Annotated in this window: 23 protein-coding genes; 13 read left to right on the top strand and 10 right to left on the bottom strand. The window is 40.7% G+C overall.

Annotated features, from left to right (window positions below):
- Positions 1-76: 76 nt before the first annotated feature.
- The 4 genes from L884_RS0115870 to L884_RS0115855 all read right to left on the bottom strand — a co-directional run bounded on the left by L884_RS0115870 (position 77) and on the right by L884_RS0115855 (position 2,743).
- Positions 77-445, bottom strand: a complete 369-nt coding sequence (locus tag L884_RS0115870; RefSeq protein ID WP_028768417.1) for a hypothetical protein — start codon at positions 443-445, stop codon at positions 77-79.
- Position 446: 1 nt separating this feature from the next.
- Positions 447-839 carry a hypothetical protein gene (locus L884_RS0115865; RefSeq protein WP_028768416.1) on the bottom strand — a complete coding sequence of 131 codons (393 nt, stop codon included), beginning with the start codon at positions 837-839 and terminating at the stop codon, positions 447-449.
- Positions 840-912: 73 nt separating this feature from the next.
- On the bottom strand, positions 913-1,308 hold the full coding sequence (locus tag L884_RS0115860; protein WP_028768415.1) for a hypothetical protein: 396 nt from the start codon (positions 1,306-1,308) through the stop codon (positions 913-915).
- Positions 1,309-1,507: 199 nt separating this feature from the next.
- Complete coding sequence (locus L884_RS0115855; protein WP_028768414.1) at positions 1,508-2,743, bottom strand: HlyD family secretion protein; 1,236 nt, start codon at positions 2,741-2,743, stop codon at positions 1,508-1,510.
- A 1,500-nt stretch (positions 2,744-4,243) separates the two neighbouring features.
- Here L884_RS0115855 and L884_RS0115850 point away from each other — a divergent pair.
- Complete coding sequence (locus L884_RS0115850; RefSeq protein ID WP_037411024.1) at positions 4,244-4,708, top strand: hypothetical protein; 465 nt, start codon at positions 4,244-4,246, stop codon at positions 4,706-4,708.
- Between the two features lie 635 nt (positions 4,709-5,343).
- Here L884_RS0115850 and L884_RS0115840 read toward each other — a convergent pair.
- Both L884_RS0115840 and L884_RS0115835 read right to left on the bottom strand, forming a co-directional pair.
- Positions 5,344-6,255: a class I SAM-dependent methyltransferase gene (locus L884_RS0115840; protein ID WP_028768412.1), complete on the bottom strand. Its 912-nt coding sequence runs from the start codon at positions 6,253-6,255 to the stop codon at positions 5,344-5,346.
- A gap of 22 nt (positions 6,256-6,277) precedes the next feature.
- Complete coding sequence (locus tag L884_RS0115835) at positions 6,278-7,408, bottom strand: AI-2E family transporter (RefSeq protein WP_028768411.1); 1,131 nt, start codon at positions 7,406-7,408, stop codon at positions 6,278-6,280.
- An 88-nt stretch (positions 7,409-7,496) separates the two neighbouring features.
- On the opposite strand from L884_RS0115835, the gene folX reads away from it, so the two are divergent.
- Complete coding sequence (gene folX / locus L884_RS0115830) at positions 7,497-7,868, top strand: dihydroneopterin triphosphate 2'-epimerase (protein ID WP_028768410.1); 372 nt, start codon at positions 7,497-7,499, stop codon at positions 7,866-7,868.
- A 63-nt stretch (positions 7,869-7,931) separates the two neighbouring features.
- The gene (locus L884_RS0115825; protein WP_028768409.1) at positions 7,932-8,834 is read left to right on the top strand and encodes a TIGR01777 family oxidoreductase; all 903 of its coding nucleotides are present in this window, start codon (positions 7,932-7,934) and stop codon (positions 8,832-8,834) included.
- A 69-nt stretch (positions 8,835-8,903) separates the two neighbouring features.
- Here L884_RS0115825 and L884_RS0115820 read toward each other — a convergent pair whose 3' ends face one another.
- Both L884_RS0115820 and L884_RS22225 read right to left on the bottom strand, forming a co-directional pair.
- Positions 8,904-11,357 carry an ABC transporter permease gene (locus L884_RS0115820; RefSeq protein WP_028768408.1) on the bottom strand — a complete coding sequence of 818 codons (2,454 nt, stop codon included), beginning with the start codon at positions 11,355-11,357 and terminating at the stop codon, positions 8,904-8,906.
- Positions 11,348-12,085, bottom strand: coding sequence for an ABC transporter ATP-binding protein (locus L884_RS22225; RefSeq protein WP_037411021.1), 738 nt, complete (start codon positions 12,083-12,085; stop codon positions 11,348-11,350). The genes L884_RS0115820 and L884_RS22225 overlap by 10 nt, the downstream gene beginning before the upstream one ends.
- Between L884_RS22225 and L884_RS0115810 the strand changes: the two genes are divergently transcribed.
- The 4 genes from L884_RS0115810 to L884_RS0115795 all read left to right on the top strand — a co-directional run bounded on the left by L884_RS0115810 (position 12,066) and on the right by L884_RS0115795 (position 18,208).
- Positions 12,066-12,695: an arylesterase gene (locus tag L884_RS0115810; protein ID WP_051435653.1), complete on the top strand. Its 630-nt coding sequence runs from the start codon at positions 12,066-12,068 to the stop codon at positions 12,693-12,695. The two genes, L884_RS22225 and L884_RS0115810, sit on opposite strands and share 20 nt — an antisense overlap.
- A gap of 127 nt (positions 12,696-12,822) precedes the next feature.
- A complete protein-coding gene (locus tag L884_RS22220) occupies positions 12,823-13,872 on the top strand; it encodes a DUF481 domain-containing protein (RefSeq protein ID WP_245603145.1) in 1,050 nt (349 codons plus the stop codon).
- Positions 13,873-14,275: 403 nt separating this feature from the next.
- Positions 14,276-16,924: a parallel beta-helix domain-containing protein gene (locus L884_RS0115800; protein WP_028768406.1), complete on the top strand. Its 2,649-nt coding sequence runs from the start codon at positions 14,276-14,278 to the stop codon at positions 16,922-16,924.
- Between the two features lie 102 nt (positions 16,925-17,026).
- Complete coding sequence (locus L884_RS0115795; RefSeq protein ID WP_028768405.1) at positions 17,027-18,208, top strand: SO2930 family diheme c-type cytochrome; 1,182 nt, start codon at positions 17,027-17,029, stop codon at positions 18,206-18,208.
- A gap of 62 nt (positions 18,209-18,270) precedes the next feature.
- Here L884_RS0115795 and L884_RS0115790 read toward each other — a convergent pair whose 3' ends face one another.
- Positions 18,271-19,311: a helix-turn-helix transcriptional regulator gene (locus L884_RS0115790; protein WP_028768404.1), complete on the bottom strand. Its 1,041-nt coding sequence runs from the start codon at positions 19,309-19,311 to the stop codon at positions 18,271-18,273.
- 658 nt (positions 19,312-19,969) lie between these two features.
- Between L884_RS0115790 and L884_RS0115785 the strand changes: the two genes are divergently transcribed.
- The 6 genes from L884_RS0115785 to L884_RS0115760 all read left to right on the top strand — a co-directional run bounded on the left by L884_RS0115785 (position 19,970) and on the right by L884_RS0115760 (position 24,692).
- Positions 19,970-20,305: a hypothetical protein gene (locus L884_RS0115785; protein ID WP_028768403.1), complete on the top strand. Its 336-nt coding sequence runs from the start codon at positions 19,970-19,972 to the stop codon at positions 20,303-20,305.
- Between the two features lie 144 nt (positions 20,306-20,449).
- A complete protein-coding gene (locus L884_RS0115780) occupies positions 20,450-20,917 on the top strand; it encodes a GNAT family N-acetyltransferase (protein WP_051435652.1) in 468 nt (155 codons plus the stop codon).
- Between the two features lie 245 nt (positions 20,918-21,162).
- Complete coding sequence (locus L884_RS0115775) at positions 21,163-22,671, top strand: serine hydrolase domain-containing protein (RefSeq protein ID WP_037411019.1); 1,509 nt, start codon at positions 21,163-21,165, stop codon at positions 22,669-22,671.
- A gap of 139 nt (positions 22,672-22,810) precedes the next feature.
- On the top strand, positions 22,811-23,323 hold the full coding sequence (locus L884_RS0115770) for a ClbS/DfsB family four-helix bundle protein (RefSeq protein WP_028768400.1): 513 nt from the start codon (positions 22,811-22,813) through the stop codon (positions 23,321-23,323).
- A 138-nt stretch (positions 23,324-23,461) separates the two neighbouring features.
- Positions 23,462-23,992 (top strand): GNAT family N-acetyltransferase, encoded by a 531-nt coding sequence (locus L884_RS0115765; RefSeq protein WP_028768399.1) that lies wholly within the window; start codon positions 23,462-23,464, stop codon positions 23,990-23,992.
- A 271-nt stretch (positions 23,993-24,263) separates the two neighbouring features.
- Positions 24,264-24,692, top strand: coding sequence for a hypothetical protein (locus L884_RS0115760; RefSeq protein ID WP_028768398.1), 429 nt, complete (start codon positions 24,264-24,266; stop codon positions 24,690-24,692).
- A 115-nt stretch (positions 24,693-24,807) separates the two neighbouring features.
- Here the strand turns inward: L884_RS0115760 and sohB are convergent, their stop codons facing one another.
- Positions 24,808-25,836 carry a protease SohB gene (gene sohB / locus L884_RS0115755; protein ID WP_028768397.1) on the bottom strand — a complete coding sequence of 343 codons (1,029 nt, stop codon included), beginning with the start codon at positions 25,834-25,836 and terminating at the stop codon, positions 24,808-24,810.
- Positions 25,837-25,917 lie beyond the last annotated feature (81 nt).

The raw sequence follows: 25,917 nt of genomic DNA, 5'->3' as shown, positions 1-25,917 counted from the left end.
CCAACACTTTCCTGAAAAAGAACAAAGCTCTTCAAGTTTTTGAAGTAACTTAAGGAGCTTTATTAAATACTAAAGACTAGAATTGTGATAGAGCATCCATATACCACTTATTAATTCCACCTCCACCTCCTCCTCTCCAATGTTCAGTGGAAGGCCAGTATCGGTTAGCGTTGGAAGGCATGCCTGATTCACTTCGGGATCCAGCCGGGTAACCGGGTCGATTATTACATGCATTGGTGACGGCTACTCCTGTAACTGTTCCAACAAAAACAGCACCAAACACTGGGCTAGCGGAAATACCAGCAGAAACCAGTGAACCTAGGGCTGCACATCCTGGCGAGCCACTTCCTGACATAACCGCTGATCCTGCAGCCCCCTGAAGGGCACTGCTAACTCCCCCTCCGCCAAAAATAACATCTTGTTCTACAATTTCTAATAATTTCATATTATATCTCCTTGTGATTGACTTTCTTCCTTATAAAAAATAAATAACCAACTTCCGTAATAGCTAAAAAAGTAAATGGTATAAAAAAATATGGGATACCACTTGTAAAAAATGAAACAAACATAAGAGTTGGAGGTATATACCTTAACTTAACAAGAAAAGGATCGTTTTTGTTATCCCGCATCCCTCCAAAGACTAACTTTTTAAAATCAAGCTTAAATAAAAATGACATACTTACATAAAGCACTAACATACCAATCGCCATTAACAAGTAGCCAAAAAGCTCCTTTGAAATAAGACTGGAAATAGCATCATTAAAATTAATTAAAGAACAATCAACCAATATACCCACAACCACTGAAACACTTAAAAAACACAATGACTTACCAACCATGCGCACCAACCATATTACTCTCCAACGTTAGTAAAACTAACTCTAATTCATAAAGGCCATCGTTAATACAAAATTAAAAAAACAAAAAACCTTCCTCCTTATTAATAATAAACAAATAAAAAAGCTCCCCAACAACCAGTAGCAAAACAGGCATACTGATAACACTTATATATTCAGATAATAACAACCCAAAAGTCACAGAAAAAGGAACAACTCTATACTTACTAAAACCTGATACTTCCCCCTTATAAAACTTACCCAGTAACAGTTCAAAAAAACCAAATCTAAAGAAAAGTGAAAGCAGCAAGTAGAATATAGCAACCCCCATTACGACCCCTATAGCCTTTATGGAATAACTACTTATATGATATGCAGCAAAACTATCAAAGTTAATATAAAAATCAAATGCAAAACAATAAAAAACCAAAGACAAAAAAACAAACAAATAAATAGACAAAACTTTCTTCATAAGTCACCCCATACCTCGACACCCTCAAATTAACGACCATACATACTAGTTATTAAAATTATATAATAACAAACAATTAACATTGCCAATAAAACGACAAGTTCAACCAACATAGTTAACAATATACAAAGCAAACCAGTAACACCCACTATTAAGTGTGGCTAAATTGCTTCAGGGTACATGAAAACACTTAGTACATTTAATACCCTCTCATAATATACAATGGTTCAAAAACCCACTCCAACAGGCTTCTACTCCCAGTATTAATATCTGCTTGCAATAGCATTCCAGGTATAAAATCTATTTTATTTCCATAAGCCTTAATATTTTGTGTTAAAAGTTCAATTGATACTTTATAGACAGGTTCGTCAAAAGAAAGTTTGCTAGCAGTTTCAGATGCAAACACAACACTTCTAGAAACATGAGACACACGACCAGTAGCCATGCCAAATTTTTGAAATGGAAACGCATCTAACTTTAGGTTTACCTCATCTCCCTCGCTTACAAAAGCTATGGCTCTTGTAGGTATATAAACTTCAGCCTCAAGCTTTGAATCGTCCGGTAAGATTGTCACCAAATAATCTCCACTCGATGCGAACTCGCCAACATTAAGCTTGATTGACGTAACAACGCCGTTAATAGGTGCTTTCACCAATAGATTATTTCCTTCTTGAATAGATACTTTTGTATTAGATAGTTTTGACAACTCGATTTCCAACTGGCTTACCTGCTGTTGCTTTTCAAATGGCAATCTAGCCTTATCATTTAACGAATTGGCAATATTAGTCTCAGATTTCAAAGCGATAGTATTATGTTCTTGAATTTTTTGCTGTAAATCCAATATAAAATCAAGCTGTTCATTCACTTCATTTTTACTTGCATTCCCTTTGCTATGAAGCTTCTTGATACTTGCCAAACGCACTTTTGCCAACTTCAAACGTTCTCTGAGCAACTCACCTTGCAGCCTTAATTCTTTTCTCTCTTGTTTCAGAAAATTAATAATACCCTCCAGTCTCACCTCTCTCTCTTGGTACAGGGATGAATACTGAGATATTTGTTCGTTTATGAGCGATATCTGAATGTTGAGTTCTTTGATCTTCTCTTTGTCAGAATTTAATGAATTGGCCATAAACTTATTGTTTGTAACCGACATAAGCATGGTTCCAGCAGAAACACGATCTCCCTCCTTGACCGCCACCTCACTGACAACACCGCTAACATGAGAGTAAACTCTTGAAATGCCATGAGTGGGAACCAAGTAGCCTTTTACCTTTTCTTTTTTAGAGTAATCACTAGAAAAAAGATAGATTACTGTAATGAAAACAAGAGCAACAAGAAGCGCTAACAATATTGAATAATGGATAGGTGTTATTACAACAGCTTTCCCATAATATCCATTGGTATGATTTTCTAGAACTTCCTTGCGAAACAACATACGCTCACTCCATGATAAAAATCCATTAGCTTAGCGGGTCACAACCATTTATAAAACACACCTATTTTCATTATATTAAGCATGAGAAACAACAATTACACACAAACCTACAGCCGACATAACAACTATTAAAGCTTAGCTTAGCTTAGCTTAGCTTAGCTTAGCTTAGCTTAGCTTAGCTTAGCTTAGCTTATTTTTATTTTAATCACGCTTTAAAAACAAATGTCAACATATATTTAAAATAACCCACAAAACCAAACAAAATAAAAACTTATACAGCGTAAATTTACATACCAACAATCTTATTACCCGTTATTATTTATTATTTCACTCCTTTCACTACTTCCCAGGCCACCTTAACATGTCGCCCCTAAATGATATCGTCGAAGAGTGCTACTTTGAAAGTTAGCTTTGTCATGTTTAACAAGGAAGAGTTGCCTTAACTAGCGCTTAGTAGAATGATGCAACAAGCATTTTCACTGTCATCACATAAAAATTAAAATTTATTATTCTCTAGTTAAAAATATTAATTTAAATTAATGACTCTTCTATCTTAATTTACTTATATTTTTACACTGGCAATTTTCCGATTGCAAAGAGGATTTTTACCTAAATAAGAACACAGATTATAAATCAATAGCTCAACTCGTTACCTAATCCTTGCGCTCAAACCACTAACTAGAAACAGGAAAACATAACCTCATTAACGGATGTTCACTTAGGTTCATAGATCAAGACTATTCGAAGGTATTGCGATTACTAAATGTTATTTATTAAAAGTGACTTTTGCTAATCAACAACTATAGTAAATCCCACAAATCAATACGCCACTACACCAAAGGGCTCCAAAATCTGGGAGGTAAAGTTGTTAGCAGGTAAATCTACTTTTTACTCGTAATCATTAACATTACGATCGCTTTGGAAACAATGCCTCTCATATCTGAAGTTTTGCTGCGCTTTTAGTTAACCGTTAGCTGCTAATCGTCCACCTCTCGCAACAGCTTACTTAAGCCAGTCACCAATCCTCAAAGAAATATTTAAGTATGATTGTATTCCGTATCTTTCACTTGAATTGCTAAGGTATGATGCTAATCACTATTTTCCGTACACTCATTTCAGCTAAGTGTTCTATTACACAAGTAAATGAGTGAAATTTAGAAGTAACTTATCAACAGAAGAGTTATAAAAGATCGTAAGATCGTTTACTTATTAACACTTACAAAAAGAAATGGAAATATCTGAATGATTTATTAAGGTAATACAAAGGTGAGTCAAAAAATGAACAGCGGTTTTACTCTTTATTTATTAAGTGGTTAGCTATGTTAAAAATAGTATTCAACATGCTTATCCACAGATTCTGTGGATAACCTTTCAGAGTCATCCATACAGATATGCCTTAGATCTCTTACTACGTCAAGCTTTAGATAGGATCTAGGCTAATTTTGTTGCGTTAGTCTCCGATAATGGTAATACTGCATCAAACTCTCAAGCAATCAGCATATGATTAAACGCATTCTATTTGGTTTCATTATCTTTAACTTAGTCGCTTGTAGTCCTGAGGGGCAAGTTAACAATGACACTTCAACCACCAGCAATCCCTCAATGCGTTCACCAGAGCTCACCTCTTTAGGCTTCTTAGATGCACTCTACAATCAGAAAAGCGTGGATAAGGCTAAACTCTATGTTAACGAGCCACTACAAGAGATTTTGAGCCACTATTATATCGCTGCTTCGGTACAGCGTAATGTGCTTAACCTGAGCATGACAGATGTTGAATTGGAAGTTGACGAAGTTGATATCGACTTTTTTAGAAAATCGACCAATGACGTTACCGTTATTGTGAAAATTATGGGCTTACGAAATGGCAAACACTGGGTTGACGATCGTACATTGCGGCTTAACAAGTACGGTGGCAACTGGGTAATCGTTGAGATAGTACCGGAAAAGCGTCAGGTCAATGGCTAGAGGCGCTAGAATGAATCTGGCTATAAATCCATACAACTTTATTGAATAGATAATCCAAACAAAAAATAGCAACCCTTGGGTTGCTATTTTATCTTCAGACTCAAATACATGAGCTGTCGCGATTTTCCTTAATCTAAAAACGCTTCTTCGTCCATTTCAACTGGCAGCGACTCTAACATCTCGTCTTGTAGTTGGTAATATGCGCCTTCATATTCCTGAATTTCCATAATGACTCCGGATCTTTGATTAAGGTATAGGGTACAAAGGCATGTCATCGATATGTGACATTTGGCCTTCTTTTAAAAACATGCCAACTATGCATTGTTCTTACAGAGGAGTATAACAGCCAAACCTCACCACTTACAGAAAACTTTCAAAATAATCACTCAAAAAACGTAAAAACAGTCACAAAACCCACTAAAAACACTAAAATCCGTTCACAAACCTGAAAGACTTTCAGTTTTTTATTCAGTTTAATACTTAAAAGCTATCTTTTAGTGAACAATAATTATACAGACAACATTCATTCTCAACATCTAGTGATGTGACACACTGTTATCAATTGCGGCGATAACTATTTTTTCGTCCATAAAAAAGGCCAAACGATTGTTTGGCCTTTTAAGCTAGCGCATATGCTAACTACGTTTTCTGTACCTAAGCACCTTAAGCGCTTTGTTGGCATCAATATCATCAAAAACAGCTGGGTTTGCTAGTTGCTCGCAGAAAACGAGACTAGGACTGAACTCAGCCACTTGCTGCATTAAAAAGTCGATACTCAACTCAGGTGCATTTAGACACAATAGCATATCGCCATCATCCGTTAACAACTCAGGTAAGCGTTTAAGTAAACGGGCGTAATCTTTTGTCGCAACAAAACTGCCCTTCTGATTACTTGGCGGATCAGCAATGATCACTTCATAGGGGCCAAGTTTGGTCAATTTCCCCCAAGACTTAAAAATGTCGTGGCCGAGAAAACGCGCCCCCACTTTAAAATCATTTAAAATATGATTTTGCTTACCAATTGATAATGCGCCCTTGCTCATATCAATGTTAACCACTTCGTCCGCTTTGCCTTGCAGCGCTGCAACAGAGAAGCCACAGGTATACGCAAATAGATTAAGCACTTTTTTATGAGCGCTATGCTCACGCACCCATTGGCGACCGTTAGCCATATCCAAAAATAACCCATGATTTTGGCCGCGCATTAAATGCACTTGAAAGCACGCTCCATTTTCAGTAACGATATGCTTCTCTGGCACTTCGCCCTTAATAATCTCAGTATGCGTTTCACCGCCTCGGCGATACTGGAATACTAAATTTAATGGCTCATCAGCTTTGACTTCAAGCCAGCGTTGCTCAATGGCTTCACATAAACGGGTTAATTCAGAGGCTTCTAGTACTTTAAAACTGGTTAATAGCACTACAGGCGCAAACCAATCCAAACACAAATGCTCACAGCCCGCAAAACGCCCTCCGCGCCCATGAAAAAGACGCGTCACATCTTGTGGAAACTCTACTTGTTTTACTGCTTCAATAAATAACTGCATCAAGCTCACTTTTACTTGTTAACTAATTACTGTCTTGCTTATTTTCTTCACTGTTTGTAATAGCTAAAGTTGTCTCTTCAGTCGCTACACCGGCATTTAGCTTGGCCACTTGTAACTGCTCCTCAGAAACATCATCGCCCAACAACACTGCCAACCAACGACCACCAGAACTGGATTCAAGTGCGATTTTTACAATCATGGTTAATGGTACCGACAACAGCATACCGACAGAGCCAAGCAACCAGCCCCAAAAAATTAACGATAAGAATACGACTAAGGTAGATAGGCCCAATCCCTTACCCATATATCTAGGTTCGACGGCATTACCCATTACGGTATTAGTCGCAAGATATAGCACTGCCACCCCACCAGCAGCCCCAGGGCCAAGTTGAATGAAAGCCAAAAGCACTGACGGAATAGCGGCAATGATTGAACCAATATTAGGAATATAGTTGAACAAAAATGCAATCACGCCCCATAACAGCGCATAATCCACACCGATAAAATATAAGCCAACACCGATTATCAAACCAGTGCCTAAACTGACCAGCGTTTTAATCACCATATATTGATTAACTGAGAGTAAAAAGCGGTCAACTTGCTTTAAACGCATATCAGGATCATCAAGTGCTAAATGCATTTTGGTCGAAAAGCCATTCGACTCAAACAGAATAAACACTACAGTCAAAATAATTAAGAACAAATTGGCCATAACACTACCAACGCCAGACAACATATTGGTTGTCATTGAGAGCGCTACCCCAGGGTCAAAATACGCCAAAATCTGATCTTTCGAGATTTGAATGTTAAACGCAGCCAACTTTTCTACAATCCAAGAAAACTGCTCAATCAATTGATCACGATAAAACGGTAACTGTTTAGAAAACTCATTAATTGAGGTGCCAACAACAGAGGCTAACCACATGCCCATTAGCACGATAAAGACCATTAATAGCAATACAGCAAGGGCTCTTGGTACACGATGACGTGTCATCCAACTGATCACTGGATTACAAATCACCGCGATAAATACTGACAGTACAAAAGGCACCACAATCGGGCTTGCCGCTTTAATGCCTGCCAAAATCACCACAATAAATGCAGATATGGCAAAACCTTTAAACGCCACGCCTTGATTCTCGAATCGAGTCATTACAATAAAGTCCTTCTTGATTCACTATAATATTGATAGGGTTATATAAACTGCTTCTAACATAAACTACAACAGGGACATCGTTTTTATGAAACCAGAAATCGCCGTGATCCGCATTAAGAACCTAAGATTACGCACTTACATTGGCATTAAAGAAGACGAAATTCAAAATAAACAAGATGTCATCATAAATACTGAAATTCATTATTGTGCTGATAAAGCGAGAAACAGTGATAATATGGATGATGCTTTGAATTATCGCACGATTACAAAAAAGATCATTGCTTTAGTTGAAAACAATCGCTTTTCTTTACTCGAAAACCTTACCAGCCAAGTGTTAGTTATCGCCAGTGCCCATGCATGGGTTGACTTTGCCAAAGTCGAAATAGATAAACCACACGCATTGCGCTTTGCCGATTCAGTATCACTAGAGCTACGTTATCAAAAACAAGAGATCTAACCGCTAAGATGTAGCGTACTGATAAATATGCAATTAACTCTATGAAGTCTGAGATTTAAGCCTATGAATATATTACTAACTGGCGCCAGTGGATTTATTGGTACGCAACTGGTTGACGCGTTAAAGCAGCATCAATTGACAATTCTCACTCGTAGCCCCGAGCGCTCGGCAGAAAAACTAGGTCGGCAACATCAATATCTAGCAAGCTTAGATGGTCTAAGCGATTTAAATGATTTTGACGTAATAATCAATTTAGCAGGTGAACCTATTGCGGGAAAACGCTGGAGCGCTGCACAAAAGCAAGCTATTTGCCAAAGCCGCTGGACGATCACAGCCAAATTGAGTGAATTAATCAAACACAGCGACACTCCGCCGCATACTTTTGTTAGCGCATCCGCTATTGGCTATTATGGCGATCAAAAGCTGCAGCCCATAGATGAAAGCTTTGAAGTCAATCAACAAACTCAGGCGGAATTCACCCATCAAGTCTGCAAACGTTGGGAAGATGAAGCCCTCAGCGCGCAAAGTGAGCAAACTCGGGTTGCGATACTCAGAATTGGTTTAGTGCTCGGCAGTCAAGGAGGTGCATTGGCTAAAATGTTACCGGCCTTCAAACTTGGCCTAGGCGGTCCGATAGCTGATGGTCAACAAGGCATGAGCTGGATCCATCAGGCTGATCTGGTGCGCTTAATCATTTACCTCGCTGAGCATAACGACTGTATTGGTATTTTTAATGGCACAGCGCCAAACCCTGTTAGTAATAAAAGCTTTACTAAAGCACTGGGTAAAGCGGTTAACCGTCCAGCGTGTATCCCTGCCCCGGCCTTTGGCCTCAAGCTCGCTCTAGGTGAAATGTCGACCCTGCTTATCGAAGGTCAATATGTCACCCCTAAACACGCATTATCATCAGGCTTTACTTTTCAATACCCTGAGTTAGATGCAGCACTCGAGCAAATATTACATTAGCCTTAACAAAAAAGGATAACCCCTTGGTTATCCTCTTTGCTTTTAACTTTAATCAGTTAATTATTGGCATTAATGCCCTTTTAACAGTTCACCGCAAGACTTATTCAGCAGTTGCCTACAACGCCAAATCCCTAACAATGCCACCACCAAAGCGCCACTTAGAGGTGCAATACCCCACCAAGGCCAATGCATATAAACATTAAGCTCAAACACCTGAGTTTTCAGTAGGTAAAGCGTAAACTCCGCAACAATAACCGCTAATAGCCCGGCCACGGTACCAAGTAATGCAAACTCAAGCCCGGTTGCGGCCCGCAGTAACCAGCCCGAGGCACCAAACGTGCGCAGTACTGCTAACTCGCGTTGTCTGGTTGCCATACCTGCCTCTGTTTGGGCAATCATCACTAGCGCACTGGCAAGTAACACCAACACCAAGACTAATGATAACGACAAAGACACTTGGTCAATGATCTGCCTTAGCTGACTCACCATAGCACCAACATCAATAATGGATACCGTAGGGAACTGCTTGATCAACTCCAAGATCACCCCGCGCTGCGAGTCATCAAGATGAAAACTCGACATCGACGTATAAGCAAATGGCGCTAGCGCTTCCTTAGTGAAAATCATAAAGAAGTTGGGTTGCAACGTTTCCCAGTGTACCGCGCGAATACTGGTAACCTTCACGGTTAACTCTTGATTATCTATGGTGTAAGTTAACCTATCACCTAGAGAGAGCCCTAGACGCTCTGCAACGCCCGACTCTACTGACACATCGAATTTATCTTGGTTAAACTCACCCTCAATAATCTCATTATTCGGTGGCATTGTTTGACGGTAGGTCAGATTTAATTCACGTGAAATACCTACCCGCCCCTCTACACCATCTTGCTTTTGATCCCTTGAAATAAGTACTTCATCATTAATTGCCGTTAAACGGCCTCTAATCACCGGATAGATGATCGGTGCCGATTTAAGCTCGGGGGCTAGAAAGTCACTTATTGGTTGTGTCTCTTCAGGCGCAATATTAACTAAAAAGTAATTCGGTGAGTTTTCAGGTAACTGCTTCTGCCATTCATTAAGTAAGTCTTGACGTAAGGCAAAAATCGTCAGCAACAGCACTAATGCACTACTAAATCCCACCAGCTGCACCGCATTTTGTTTAGCTCTGCGTCTAAGGCCTGCTAACGCTAACTGCAATGGATTGGTGGTCTTCATGCCCACACTGTGACCCAAACGGATCATGAAGAAACCGAGTACACTCAGTAAAACACCTAACAATAATACTGCCGCAACCACAGTTAAGGTTAAGGCCAAGCTTTGAGAGTACAAATAGCCCAAAACCGCCATCGCGCTCAGGCTTAACACTAAATGCAACCACATTCCTAGGTGTAAACCTTCAAGCTGACGCTGCAGCACCCTTAAAGGCGGAATAGCAAGCAAGCGCATTAAAGGGTAGGCAGAAAACATAAAGGCGCTAATAAAACCAGTTCCTAAACCTAACATTACAGGGCGCATCATTGGTGGATTATAAGCGGCGATCTCCTCAGGCAAAAACGCGGTAATCGCCCTATCTAAGCCCAAACCACCTATTAAGCCCAAACATACACCAACAGCTGTCACTAACAATAAATGGGTGCCAAATAACACCCTTATCTGTTTTGCTGATGCACCAAATGTTTTAAGCATTGCCACAACATCATAATGACGCTGACAATATCGCTGAGCAGCAATGCCAATTGCTGCGCAGGCTAATGCGATCCCAAGCAAACTTGCTAATAGTAAAAAACGCTCAGCTCGTTTAACCGCTTCAGCGATTGGAGAGTCACCAGATTGCACATCTACCCAGCGCTGACTGGTATTCAGTAATGGTTTTGCTTGCTGCTCAAATGCTGTTAACGCGTTGGCATCGCCAGTAAATTGATAGCGGTAAGTCACGCGACTGCCCGGCTGGATCACCTGAGTTTTCACCACATCCTCAATACGCATTAATACTACAGGCGAAGAAGCAAACGGATTAAAACCGGCATCAGGAAGCCGAATGATCTCTTTCGATAGCGCAAATTTTGCATTACCAAGTTCAATTTGCTCTGGATAACCCAACAAGCCACCTAAGCGGGTTTCAAACCAGATATTATCTGCTTGGGGTAATCCGTCAGCTTTACCCGTGCTCAGTTCGATATCACCTTTTAAAGGATAGCCCTCAGCCACCGCCCGTACTGTCACTAACTGAAACGCATCTCCGGCATACAGCATAGAGTTAAACTGCATACTACTCACCTGAGATAACCCCATCTCATCGGCCAAGCTCAACACTTTTGGATCGATTTTATTCGGTGAGTCAATAATTCTATCTGCAGCAATAAACTTTGAGGCTTGACCATTAATGGCTAACTGCAAACGTTCACTCACGCTAGCAAGGCCTGTCACCGACAGCACAGCTAAAGTGATCGCCAATATAATTAAAATCAATTGCCCTTGTGACAACTCACGTTTAAATAAACGCCATGCTAAATTCAGCTCCATGCGCTCGCCTCTTCAGTTAGCTCCGCGCTTTGCGCCATAGTACTGTCAGAAACTTTTTCAGTTAATCGACCTGAGTCCATAATAAACTGACGCTGACAACGACTGGCAAGCTCCATATCGTGACTCACAAGGACTAATGTAGTGACGCTTTCTCGGTTAAGTTCAAACAGCATATCGGCGATTTTGTCACTATTGGCCGAGTCCAAATTACCAGTAGGTTCATCTGCAAATAACACTTTAGGCTCACAAATAAAGGCTCTGGCAATGGCCACTCTTTGCTGCTCACCACCTGATAATTGATTAGGAAAATGAGTTAACCTGTGGCTTAGCCCTACTCGTTCTAACATGGCCTCGGCTTTTTGTTTTGCCTTATCCACCCCAGCAAGCTCGGCAGGTAACATCACGTTCTCTAATGCATTAAGGGTATCGACCAACATAAAAGACTGAAAAATAAAACTGACTTTTTGCTTTCTCAGTGCAGCCTTAGCCTCTTCATCAAGGTTTTCCAGTGCCACGCCATCAAGCTTAATCGAGCCGCTACTTGGCGAGTCCAAAGCGGCGAGCAATCCTAATAAGGTTGACTTCCCCGAACCTGAGGGACCAAGAATCGCAACACTCTCGCCCTGCTTGACATCCATATTAATGCCGTTGAGGATAGTCAACTCTCCCTCTTGGGTATTAACTGATTTAACTAGGTGGCTTACGGTTATGGCGCTATTTTCAGACATAGGATCCTTCTTTAACTTAAAAAACCGACTCAGCGGTTTAGTCTTATTGTTAGTTTTCAGCAGTTTTGGGCTGAGTGCTTCCCCTATATTAATCCTAGGTGATAGCCTAAGTGCAAGCTATGGCATGCCTGAAGATCAAGGCTGGGTACAATTATTACGTGAGAAAATGCCAAATAGCACAATAATTAATGGTTCAGTTAGCGGCGAAACCTCCGCAGGCGGATTACGCCGACTGCCCGCCCTGCTTGAATCCTCTCAGCCTAAAATCTTATTGATTGAGTTAGGTGGTAACGATGGTCTGCGCGGATTCCCACCTAAACAATTGAAAAATAATCTTACAAAAATGATTGAGCTGGCAAAAGCCCAGCAAGTCAAAGTGCTACTCAGTGAAATTATGGTGCCGCCGAATTATGGCCCACGCTATGCGTCGCAAATAAACTCAGTCTATAAAGAACTAGCTGCCGAACACGACGTCACCTTGATGCCGTTTTTTATGGAGCAAATTGTTACCGACAGTTCGCTAATGCAAAGAGATGGCATACACCCAAATCAAAAAGCACAGATAATAATTGCCGACTTTATGTTGCCATGGTTTGAGCAGGCTTTATAATCTGCGGCCTAAATCATTGCACCTGTTTTTTACTAGATAAACCTTGAGACATAAATTTATATCTTGTTCAGAGCTGATAAGCCCAAAATAAAATCAGCCAAAGCAGTAAATTTTTCAAGGGAGCTTAATGGAATACCAAATGCGCTATACACTTATTGCCGCGAGTTGCCTCGCCGCACTTTACTCAACATCTGCCCTGTCGACAGAGACCACTCAGGCACAGCCTATCGCTCAAGAGCAAACTTTAACGCCTGAGCAACTGTATCCACCTGTTGACGCAAAATATGACTGGCTACAACTGACATCTCTAGAACTGTTAAAAGGTGAAATTAAAAACCTGTATGACGACAAACTAGAGTTTGAAAGTGATGAGCTTGATACCGTATTTATCGACTGGGAAGATGTAAAAGTACTGCAAAGTAGCTGTATAGTAAGCATCGGCTTTACCGACCTTAGCACTAAGACTGGCCGCCTTTTAGTAGAAAACGGTAAGTCATATATTAATGGTGAAGAGTTTGATAATGCCGATATCATGACGATTATTGCTGGTGATCAATCAGAATCGAACTACTGGTCAAGCAAAATCACTTTAGGTGTTAATTTCCGCAGCGGTAACACCGACCAAATCGACTATAGCGCGTTGGCGAAAACCGCTCGCCGAACCACCGAATCACGCTTCAACCTTGACTATATCGGTAATTACTCTAAAACCGACGGTGAAAGTCGTATTAACAACCACCGTATCAATTCAAACTTTGACTGGTTTATCTCGAAACAGTTTTATGTGCGACCAATTTTTGCCGAAGTTTACAAAGATCCATTCGCTAACATTGAATACCGTGCCACAGTCGGTTCGGGTTTGAGTTACAACATCATAGATAACTCAAAAACTGAATGGAGTGTGAGTGGTGGTCCTGCTTATACTTACACTCGCTTTGATGAAGTAAAAGCCGGTGAAGCCGAAGACGATGGCAGCACAGCCGTAGTAGTTGAAACCGTATTTGATACAGAAGTCACTAGTGATATCGACTTTAACACTTTGTACCGTGTGCAATATGGTAACGAAAAGTCAGGTGGCTACACTCATCACGCTATCGCGACACTAGAGATTGAACTCACCAGTATGTTTGACTTAGATGGTTTGGGATCACATCAACAAGCCGCAACCAGATGCTAACGGCTTTATTCCTAAGCAAGATGATTACCAATTTATTATCGGTTTTGGTATCGATATTTAGAGCGTAAATAACCGCACACTTTTACGCTAATAACAAAGCTAAATCCCCACTCCTGTTAGTGGGGATTTTTATTAGCATCGCTTTAGACAATCTAGTTTACCGTAACCTTGCCGCTAAAATTTTCAAGTTTTTTAAGCATTAACCAGAATCCATACAAGCGTTTAAATTAGCTTTTGTTCAACTTATATTTCAATCATTAAGCTTTTAGCTAGCGTTTAATCTCTTGGTAATAAAAACAAAGATAACAGGTTGTTAAATATTTGTTGTCCACATTTCACATTGCTTATCTTGTACGTCAGTGCAATCTAGGAGTTGCATAATAAAAATAATTTTGGAGACGCTATGTTCAACAACAAACCATCATGGCTGATGCCCACAATCATCGCCACTGCAGTAGCAATTAGCCTAAGTGCTTGCTCATCAGACGATAACGACACCACAGATGAGACAACTGAAGTTGTCACCCCTACACCGGATCCTGGTCCAACCTTCCCCGAAGGTGCCATCATGATTGAAACAGGTGACAACCTCACTACTCGAATCCAAGAAGCCCTTATTAACGCTCAAAGTGGCGATGTGCTGGTACTGCCTAAAGGCACATTCGAAATAGAGTCGACGCTATTATTTGACGGCGACGTTGATGGTGATGGTAGCTTCGCTAAAAACGTAACTATTATGGGTTACGGTATGGATGAAACCGTACTCGACTTTTCTAACGCTAACTCAGGCGATGGTATTTTTGTCCAAAACGCACTCAATATCATTATTCAAGATCTTTCGGTTAATGAAGCCAAAAATAACGGTATTAAACTGAAAAACACCAACGGTATTATCTTGCGCCGCCTTGCAACCGTATGGGAAGGTGAACTAGATGAAGGTAACGGCGCGTATGGGCTTTACCCTGTTGAGTGTGAAAATATTCTTATTGAAGATACCTATGTGCGTGGTAGTGCCGATGCAGGTATTTATGTTGGTCAATCTCAATATATTGTAGTGCGCCGCAATATCGCCAAAGAGAACGTTGCAGGTATTGAGATTGAAAACTCAAAATATGCAGATGTGTATGATAACGAAGCCATGGGCAATACCGGTGGTATTTTAGTATTTGATCTCCCTATTGGTAACCACAGATACGGCTCAAGTGTGCGGATCTTTAATAACAAAGTTTATGATAATAATACTAAAAACTTTGCTAACGCCTCAGCCAACCCTGCTGGTGTACACATTGTACCACCGGGCACAGGTATGATTATTCTGTCAACAGACGACGTGGAGATCTTCAACAATGAGATCACCAATCACGACACCATGGCAGTAACAATTTCAAGTTTCTTTATCGCCGAACCCGATATGTCAGCATTTGTTGCCAACTACGGTCAACCTGGGCAACCGATTGAAGATGGCTGGCGTCCAACACCGCGTAATATTTATCTACACGATAATAAAATTGAAGGCTATGGCCAAAAGCCTAATGGCTACTTGATTGATGACATCATCAAAGGCTATCTCTTTACCCACGGTAAATTTCCCGGCGTACTGTACGATGGCTTAGGTGAGCTACTATCGAATAATGGCACCGCTGCCTATTTAGGTTTACAGGAACTTCCATTTGCCACTGACGGCAGTGACAATGTGTGTGCGTCAAATAACGGCGATGTGTCGTTTGGCCGCTTATATGCAAATGACAACACTGACACCAACAGCCCAGAGTTTTTGTTTGAAGCGCCACAAGCTGACATCATGGATTGTCAGCAGGTTAGTTTACCTGTGCATACCGTCACCTTTGGCGAGCAAATCTTTGGTTGTGGCGTTGATGACGATACCGCGGGCTGTGACGGCGGTAATCTCGTTGGCGGCGGTGGTAGTATTGGCGAAGGTGAAGGCGGTTTAGTCGGCGATGGCGATCTAAGCCTATGTGTTGCAGAAGGCTCAAATGCATCATGGGACGCACTGCTCAAAGCCAACTGCCCTAACCTATCTGACTACAACTTATTTGCAGATATGAAAAATCCAACTAACGCCCCTAACTCAGGTGGTCTGCCTTATGACTTAAATACACCGCTATTTACAGACTATTCTAGTAAATACCGTTATGTATTTGTACCAGAAGGCAGCAAAGCGGATTACTCTGCCACTGAGTCAATGGACTTCCCTGTGGGTACTGTCATTGTTAAATCGTTCGCACTGCCAATGGACACCAGCAAACGTGGTCTGGCGAATGAAGATCTGATTGAAACACGTTTGCTTATTCACCGCGAAACCGGTTGGACAGCACTGCCTTATGTGTGGAATGCTGAAAAGTCTGATGCAGTACTCGCTAAAGCCGGCGCCATTCAAGCCAAGAGTGTAAGCCACAATGGCACAGACATGAGCTTCGATTATGTCGTACCAAGCATGAACCAGTGTAAACAGTGTCACCAGTTCAAACCTGATGCTGACAGTCCTGCTAAGTTTGTCCCGATTGGCCCTAAAGCACGTAATCTTAATAAAGACTATGCCTATGGCGACGGCAGCATGAATCAGCTACTTAAGTGGCAAGCTGCTGGGATCTTGCAAGGTGTACCAGATATTGCAGGCATAGATACTGTTCCAGCCTACAATGACGGTGACGAGGCCACGGTTAGCCTGCTGTCTGATGCAGCGCTAATGGATGTAGCAAAGGGATACTTAGATATCAACTGCGCTCATTGTCATCGCCCAGAGGGCAACGCATCTAACACAGGCTTAAAACTTGAGTACTGGCGCTCGTATGCAGAAGATGCAGGACTATCTCACGGTACCTGTAAGTCTCCTGTTGCATATGGTGGCGGCGCGTTAGGTTTTGATATCGTGCCAGGTAAGCCTGAAGAGTCAATTCTGCACTTTAGAATGGAGTCTAACGATCCTGGTGACAGAATGCCTGAAATTGGCCGTAGCCTATCACACGCAGAAGGCGTCGCGCTCATTAACGAGTGGATTAAGCGTCTACCTGCAGCAAGCTGCTCAAACTAACTCGTTAGCTTGTTGATTAATTAGCGAGTCAAACCCAAAGTAAAGGCCGGCATATGTCGGCCTTTTTTAACCCTAATAAAACCAATAAATGGAGAATTATTTATGCCTATGCCGATTCCATTTATCATACTGATCTTACTATGCTTAACCGCTGGCTGTGGCGGCTCCGATGAGGGGACAGTGGCCGAAACCACTCCGCCAGAGACTACGCCAACTCCGACACCAACGCCTGATCCTTCATCAAGTTGTGAAGCCACCACAACCGAAGTCAACTGGCAGGCGCTAATGAGTGAAGATTGCCCGTCATTATCACAATATGGATTGTTTGTTGATCCAAGTATTCCCACAAGCTCAGCTGTGGCACCGGGACTCAGCTATCAACTTTCAACCGAGCTTTTTTCTAACTACGCTAGCAAATATCGATTTATCTTTGTTCCTGAGGGCCAAAGCATTAAATATGTATCGCGCTCAACCTTTGAAATGCCTGTAGGTACAGTGTTAGTTAAAACCTTTGCTTTACCCTTCGACACCCAAATTAACGATGCCAATAACCAAGTTCTGATTGAAACACGGCTATTAATCCACAGACAAACAGGTTGGACGACTCTGCCTTACCTATGGCAAGACGGTGAAGCCACACTACAAGTCGCTGGCAAAGAGATTGCTCACACCCTCAACCATAAAGGACAAAGTCAGCGCTTTGCCTATCAGGTGCCTAGTCGTGCTGAGTGTAAACTGTGCCATCAAACCAACAGCGATAGCAGTCAAATTGAGCCTATTGGCTTAAAAGCACATTTGCTCAATAGAGACGTTAGCTATCAAGGTAATCAAGTCAACCAGTTACAACTATGGCAACAGCAAGGATTGCTGCAAGGTTTACCACAGCTTAATCAAGTGGGTAAAACCTACGATATTTTCGACGACTCTGCTGCGCTTACCGCCAGAGCAAAAGGCTATTTAGATGTTAACTGCGCTCATTGCCATAATCCCCAAGGCTTTGCCAGCATTTCAGGATTAAGGCTAGGTTTTTATGTTGATCACACCAGCTTTGAATACGGCATTTGTAAGCAACCACCAGGTTGGGATGGCGGCGCACGTGGTTTATCTTACGATATTATTCCCGGTGACGGAGAGCACTCAATATTGGTTTACAGGCAAGAACTTAATGAGCCTAAAGACAGAATGCCACCTGTTGGCCGCGCTATTGCCCATACTGATGCCGTTGCACTTATCAAACAGTGGATTGATGAAATGCCTGCGGAGCTGGCAAATTGCCAGCAATGATCAACCCCATTATGGATTTAGTCGGCTTAAGATCTTAACCCGCACTTATAGCGGCAGCAAAGCTAAGACGATGACTCAGCCACTAATGGCCGATTTAAGCGATGAAAATGGCCGGGAGGATGACCAATCCAATGTTTAAAGCTTTGGCGAAAGTGGCTCACTTCGCCAAAGCCCATCAAATCAGAGATCGCTTCAATCGAATAGTCACTGGTTAAAATCAAATCTATCGCCATTTGGCAACGCACTTGATCTACCAGCTTTTGATAACTAGTGTTGGCTGCTGCCAGCCTACGTCTTAGGGTTCTTGCGCTGATATTTTGCAACTCCGCCATCGCATCCATACAGGGTAACTCTGGCGCGTGTTGACGCAAAATAGTGAGTAACTCTGATATATATGATGATTCAATATCGCAAATACTTTGGCTTTTTTGCCGCTCAAATGGGTAAGTGAGTGGCAGCTCAAGGTAGTCATGAGCAATCGACCACTCAAAAAATTCACTATCAAACTCAACTTGCGCCCCGGTTTTAATGGCTAAGAAACTCGCGTCTCTGCAAGGTTCAGCTAACGCAATATGACTCAGCTGAATTGTTTTTGAGGTTAACTCTTTAGCAAAAGCCAATAACGAACAAATACTGTGCTGAAATTGGCAACTATAACGCTCAAGCTCAACCTTGTTAGTGTTGAGCCAGCGCACATGCAAATGTCCAGAATCATTTCTAATTAAAGTATCTGAAAAGCTACCAACCAGCTCGGGGTGGGCAATGGCAAAAGCGAGACAATCACCTAAGGTGTTAAACTTAGCCAAATAAGGCTGCAACACATCTAAGTCTGCCACTTTATAGCAACTGGCCGCTTTAGCAGCGACCTCAGGATCTTGACTTAACCTACGCATAAACATCATGGCGTAATCAACTTGCCACACATAAACAAACTCGCTTGAGTTGAGCGCGGTTATATCTAAACCAATATCTTGCAATAGTTGCTCAACATGCTGCTCAGCAAAATGGTTCAGCAAATAATTGATGATGTTTTTTAGTTCATACGCTGGATAGGACTGATCCCCTACTCGCATATTGGCTTGATAGCTGCAGATCTGATGCATTACTCTCAATTACTGATGAACGGTAATAATATTTTTAGCGGATCTAAATAAGAATTAATAGCCTTTTATTAATTTAAGCTTAAAAATTACTATGACCTTGGAATGAAGGTTGGTTGCATTTACCTTTGCATCCTTGCTAAAGAGCCAGTTCGGCATCCTGCCTCTCGTTCGAGAGCTTGATAATTTCGTTATCTCCCACCTTATTTTCGACCGCTTCAGCCGTATCTACATCGGATAATAGGTGTACTCATTGAAGCTAATCGTTTTTGGTTCTAACTTGGTAATGCCCTTTCTCTGTTTCACTACAACAAGTGTTCAGCTGCAGACATGTCTTTTACTATATAGAAACGCTAATGTTAAAAATGTATGCATTGCCTTATATTTTGATGTATAAGAAACAAGGCCATCAAGAGCTGGCAATAGCTAACCTATTGTTTAATAAAAATTTAACTCGATAGTTAAATCAAATCCCGTCACAAATAAGTTAATTCTGACTTTCACTAATAGCTAAGTCAGTGATCTCGTAGCAATGTTTACATTAAGCTATTGATTAAAAATACATTCAAAGTTACCTTGTTAACATAAAGTTAACCAGGTTGGCTGCTCTTATTCGGAATTCAGCCTACTATACCGTTATATTGCAAAGGGAATGTTCAGGATGAATGACGTAGCAATAGAAGAAAAACAAAATTTTTTCAAAGAACTATTCTCTGGTGGTTTGCGGTTAGTTGATGTTTTTTGGGCTGGTTTTATTATAGTTGGTTCAATAATCGGGTTAATTGTCTCAAAATTAACCACACTAGAATCACTAATTGTTGGCGATAGTTTAAAGTCTTTATATTTTATATTAATCAGTATTGCTGTCTGGAAATCTGCTAGTCGTTATCAAGGCAAAAAATTATGGTCAATCTTAGCAAAAATCAGCTCTGTCTTAACCATATTAAGCAGCATTTTTGTTCTTGGTTCTTGGGCTATGTACGTATCTTCAAACTAGCAACATAATAAGCGCTTCAACAGGATAAATACAGGTGGCTCCTTTCCTTCGGGTTATAGCCAACCTGTATTTGCCCGTTAAAGGGGCGTTAACAGAACTAAAGGTATCAATATCACAATTCTTATCGAAACAAATCGCCTTCAGATGCGACAATTCACATTGGAGGACGTTGATGCTGTTTATGAGTTCTCTACTTGCTCAGCTGTTATGCAGTTCACTGGAGACGCCGGTGTCATAAAAAGTAAAACAGATGCTGAAAATATAATCAAAAACGTATGGCTGGCAGAATACAAAAGGTATGGTTATGCCCGCTACGCCCTTGTCCACAAGGATGACAAAAAGGTAATAGGTTTCTGTGGTGTTAAATATGAGCCAGAACTTGGTTGCCCTGACATAGGTTACCGTATGTTACCCAAGTACTGGGGACAGGGTCTTGGGACTGAAGCTGTGGGCGCAGTTCTTACTTACGCTCGTGAAGTTCTGGGCCTCAAAAAAATTATAGGTGAAGTCGTAGAAGAAAACCTAGCTTCAAATAGGCTGCTATTAAAGCTCGGCTTTTGCCATACAGATACGTATGAAAAAGATGGTTTCGTAATAAACCGATATGAATGATACGTCACTCAGTTAACAAGCACGGGTAGGCGTGAGCGTTATCTATTCAGGGAGAACTCATCATAATGGACTATAAACCAAACTTTTGTTCGTATTCGTATTCTTATTCTGAATTGCTTATCGCCCGCAAAAAACATGGGCTGGACTCGCTAACGCTCGCCTTTATATGGGCGTTGGTTAGCTTACCGATGTCTTCAATCGGCAAAGCCTAAATAGCAAGATTAATTTTTAAAAGGACTTAAATAATGAAAGTTTTCCCCCTTCTAGTATCGTTGTCTATCTGGGCAAGTAGCTCTTATGCGATGGATGATTTCTCTGCCATAGATAAATATGTAAACGCAGCGAAAAAGGAAGTAGGCTTGCCTTCTGGCACCGCTATTGCTGTTGTTAAAGAAGGGAAAATTGTTTATGAAGGGTATTTTGGTTACGCTAACATCAAAGAAAACAAGCAAGTAACAGCTGAAACAGCATTCTATATTGCCTCAATTACAAAACCTATGTTCGCTTTGTCTACTTTACTGTTGGAACACAATGGAGATATTAAAGACAGCACTTCAATGGCTGAAATGTTCCCTAAGCAAGACTTTCTGAAATTTGATGCCGACAAAATTCAATTAAAGCACTTAATGTCATGCTCTTCAGGCATAGAGAATGATGCACTTTTAAATACTTTAGCTTTCACGGGCAACCATAATCTTAAACAGCGTCACAGGCTTTTAAGTGCATCGGTTAAAAATCAAAGAAACCCTTTGGGGAAATTCGAATATACTAATCTTGGCTTTAATATTGCCAGTATTTGGGTTGATGACTTTTACTCGCAAGGCTGGCAAAAGATATTATCAGAGACAATTTATCAACCACTTGGCATGAATAATACTAGTTCCTACATGAGTGATGCCGCTAAAAAAAGTATTGAGGTAGCTCGTCCTTATGGATTAACAGGTAACGATCCTACAACAATTTTACCATTTGAAAAAAGCGATATAACTATGCATGCAGCTGGGGGAACAATTGCAACGGCGGCTGATCTCGGACTATTTTTAATCGCGCAACTCAATCAGGGAAAAGTAAATGGCAAACAAGTGTTCCCTGCTGAAGTAATTAAAAAATCTCACCAACAATTAGTATCACACAATGCGAGTTTTCTTGATTTTAAACGCACTGGTTATGCGTGGGGCTGGCAAATAGGCCCATACAAAGGAAGTAGAATGCTTCATCATTTTGGTGGGGTTTCTGGTACTCATACCCACAGTTCTTTTATTCCTGAGCATAATATTGGTTTAGTGGTATTGAATAATGAAAGTCAAATTAGTCAATATTTAACGAATGCTGTAAGTGACATAGCTTATAGTATTTTACTTGATAATGGTGATGCCAATATAAAGGCAGAAGAGCATATTTTAGCGATGCGAAAAATAGTTTCTGAAGAAAAAGCAAACATTAAAAAATGGAATGATATAAAGGCAAAAAAAGCATCATCTAGAGTTATGCAACTTAGCCTCGATAAACAAAAATATGTTGGAGTATTTCATCATCCTCTTTGGGGGCAATTAAATATTAAGCTGCTTAAGTCTGGTGCTTTTGAAGTAAGATTAGGTGAAATTAGTACAATAGCAACAGCTTATACTAAGTTGGATACAATGCGGATCGAGTTCTCTGAAATGAATGAAGGAGGCAAAGTATTAACATATAAATTAAAAGATGGTGAAGTTAAAGGCTTATCGCTTTTCGGAGAAAACTTTAACAAGGTATAACTAAAAAACTGGCGTAAAAGCCAACAAACAAGAAAATCAACAAGCACATGTAACAGTTGGCTGCTTTGCAGTTCGCAGCATAATTTTAGCCAATTAATACTTCCCCTGTTATTAAGGCGTTATGTTAATGGAGGTCAATATGTCTTCTATACCCAAAAATAAGGATGAACTGGAGCTAGCTATAAACTCGATATTTGCGAAACTTATGGCTGACTATCGTTCGACTCCAGAAAGTAACGTTCGTATATCAGGCGTGGAGGGAAACATCAAAGGTACACTCATTAGCGTGAGTGATACGCTGGCTTATCTAATTGGTTGGGGCAAGCTAGTACTAAAATGGCATCGGCTAAAATCCCAAAATCAACGAGTAGATTTTCCGGAAACGGGTTATAAATGGAACCAATTGGGCTTACTCGCTGAAAGCTTCCACGAAGAATACCGTGAGTGGCAATACGATGATTTGCTTATTGAATTTGAGACTACGGTTAACGAGATACTTTTACTTATTTCAAGCTTAAGTGACCATGAGTTATATGGCGTCGCGTGGTATGAGCAATGGACTTTGGGGCGTATGATTCAGTTTAATACATCATCACCGATGAAGAACATGCGTACAAAAGTTAGACGTTTCAACAGAGAATTCAAACCATAATGCGTTTAAGATGGATTCTCAAGGCTTGGAATTTAGCTTATCTTAAGCTAATAGCCTATGTCACAGTGATTTAAGCAAATTTGATTGTATTGCTCACCACTTAACCCAGCGTAATAAGGCTTTATTGGATGTAAGTATATGGAAACAGCTAGACTTAAACTGCTACCTCCTTCAATGGACTATCAGCCTTTAATGCTTGAAGCTATTCAGGAAAGCCAAGATGAACTAAGTGTCTATCTTCCTTGGGTTCCGTTTGCATTAACAGAAACTGAATCAATCGAAAATACACAGCAAGCTATCGAGAACTATGAGAAGTTTGAAGGTGAGTTACGCTATTCAATCATAGAAAAAAGTACTGGACGCTTACTTGGCGCAATAGGGCTAATCATCCGCGATAAAACTGTACCCTACTTTGAAATTGGTTATTGGCTACGTAGTTCCAGTGTAGGTAACGGCTTCGTTTCTGAAGCTGTTAGCGCATTAGAGACATATGCATTTAACGAACTTGGTGCAAACCGAGTTGAAATTAAAGCTGCAGAGCATAACTTAAAAAGCCGAACTGTAGCAGAGCGTTGCGGATATGTCCTAGAAGGAGTCCTACGTAATGACCGAAGATTACCGTCAGGTGAATTAAGCAGCACAGCCGTTTATTCAAAAACGAACATTTAACAACAGACTAAGGCGTCAACAACAGCTTTGGACGATAATAATGTAAATAATACCGTTTACTCAGACTTATTGGCTAAGTAAACAATCCTCCCCATAAAACAGTTATTCGAGCCAGATTTTCTTATCATTAGATGATTGATTATCTGCTTAATTCACAGCAATCAAGGCTAGCTATTGATAAGTGAAAAGTAACCTTGTTATGTTATTGATTAATCTTGATTAGCTAGTGATTAATCATCTTAAAATTAAACAATTACATTGGACGTATAATATGTTTAAAAAAGTACCTTTATTGGCACTATTAGCGCTTCCTGCTTTTGTTGGTTCAAGTTCTACTTATGCTGCTGAAGCATTTATCGAATATTGTGAAAACTGTTCTGATAGTCAAATGGATAGCATAATAACAGCTAAGTTTTCATACAATAAAAATTGCCCATATGCCAAAAAAGATGAGTGTTTTGATGCAGAGTTTAAGGAATACAAACTGTTTATTGCTAACTCAGAACACTCTGCAGTGACTAAGTATGACATCAAACACGGAAAATACTTTCTTGATTATAGTAAGAGTAAGCTTACCAATGATGAGAAAGACTTTTTTTACGAACTTAGAGAGCTGAGAAAACGGTTACTCAAAGACTCTGAGTCAGGCGGTAATTTGTTGCCTCACTCTGGACCTATGAAAGGAAATAGTAACCAGTAGTAATTGCTCCGCATACTTTTTCTAATCTCGTTACCCATAAAAAAACCTGCACTAAGCAGGTTTTATATTTTTAACACAAATGTTGTCAAACTCGTTTGCTAAAACCCTGTCTTAATTATTTAAGTGGCTGGTTTTTCTCGGCAAACTTATCAAATATCGCGTTAAACGATAAAGATGCACCGTGGGCAATTTTATCTGATAGCTTCTTTTTAAGCTGGTAGCTAACTTTAATCACAGTGCGTTCGCTGGCAAGTTTCATAATCACATCATCGCTGGTTGCGATTTCATCAACTAAACCAAGCTCAATTGCTTGCTGACCATACCAATGCTCACCTGTTGCCACCTTTTCAAGATCTAGCTCTGGGCGATACTTTGCGATAAACGCCTTAAATAGCACGTGAGTTTCTTCAAGCTCTTGCTGGAACTTTTCACGGCCTTCGTCGGTGTTCTCACCAAAAATAGTTAGGGTGCGCTTAAAATCACCTGCAGTGTGCTGTTCGTAATCAATATCGTGCTTTTTAAGCAGACGATTAAAGTTTGGCACCTGTGCCACTACGCCAATAGAACCAACGATGGCGAAAGGTGCTGAGTAAATCTTGTTTGCCACACATGCCATCATGTAACCGCCACTGGCAGCAACTTTGTCGACACAAATGCTCAATGGGATCTCAGCTTGTCTTAAACGGTCTAGCTGGCTTGATGCAAGACCATAGCCATGAACCATACCGCCGCCACTTTCAACATTAACAATCACTTCGTCGCCCTTTTCAGCTATAGCTAAAATTGCGCTGATCTCTTCACGTAGTGATGCCACCTCACCTGCGTCGATGCTGCCTTTAAAATCGACAACAAAGACTTTAGGCTCTGTTTCTTCAACCTTGTCTTTTTGCTCTTTCTCTTTCGCTTTTTCGTCAGCTTTTAATTGCTTTTCATAAGCTTTAAAAGCTTTTTTCGACATTAGCTCTTCTTTTAAATCATGCTTTAGTGATGTTAGCTTATCACTTAGGTTGGTCAGCTTAAGCTCACCTTTTTCGGTTTTATGCTTGATTGTTGAAGCCAGTACCACAATCACTACTGCTAGGATCGCTACAACGATTGTCACCGCCTTCGCTAAAAACAAACCGTACTCGTACAGAAATTCCAAAATACTCTCCAGCTTAAACTGATAATCTCTTCAATTGGCGCCTATTCTAGCAGCCTATTTGGCAATAAAACACGCCAATAA

Origin of the sequence: Shewanella fidelis ATCC BAA-318 (assembly GCF_000518605.1) — a bacterium.
GTDB classification, from domain to species: Bacteria; Pseudomonadota; Gammaproteobacteria; order Enterobacterales; family Shewanellaceae; genus Shewanella; species Shewanella fidelis.
The sequence above is the reverse complement of the archived record's forward strand: the minus strand, read 5'-3'. Positions and strand labels throughout refer to the sequence as shown.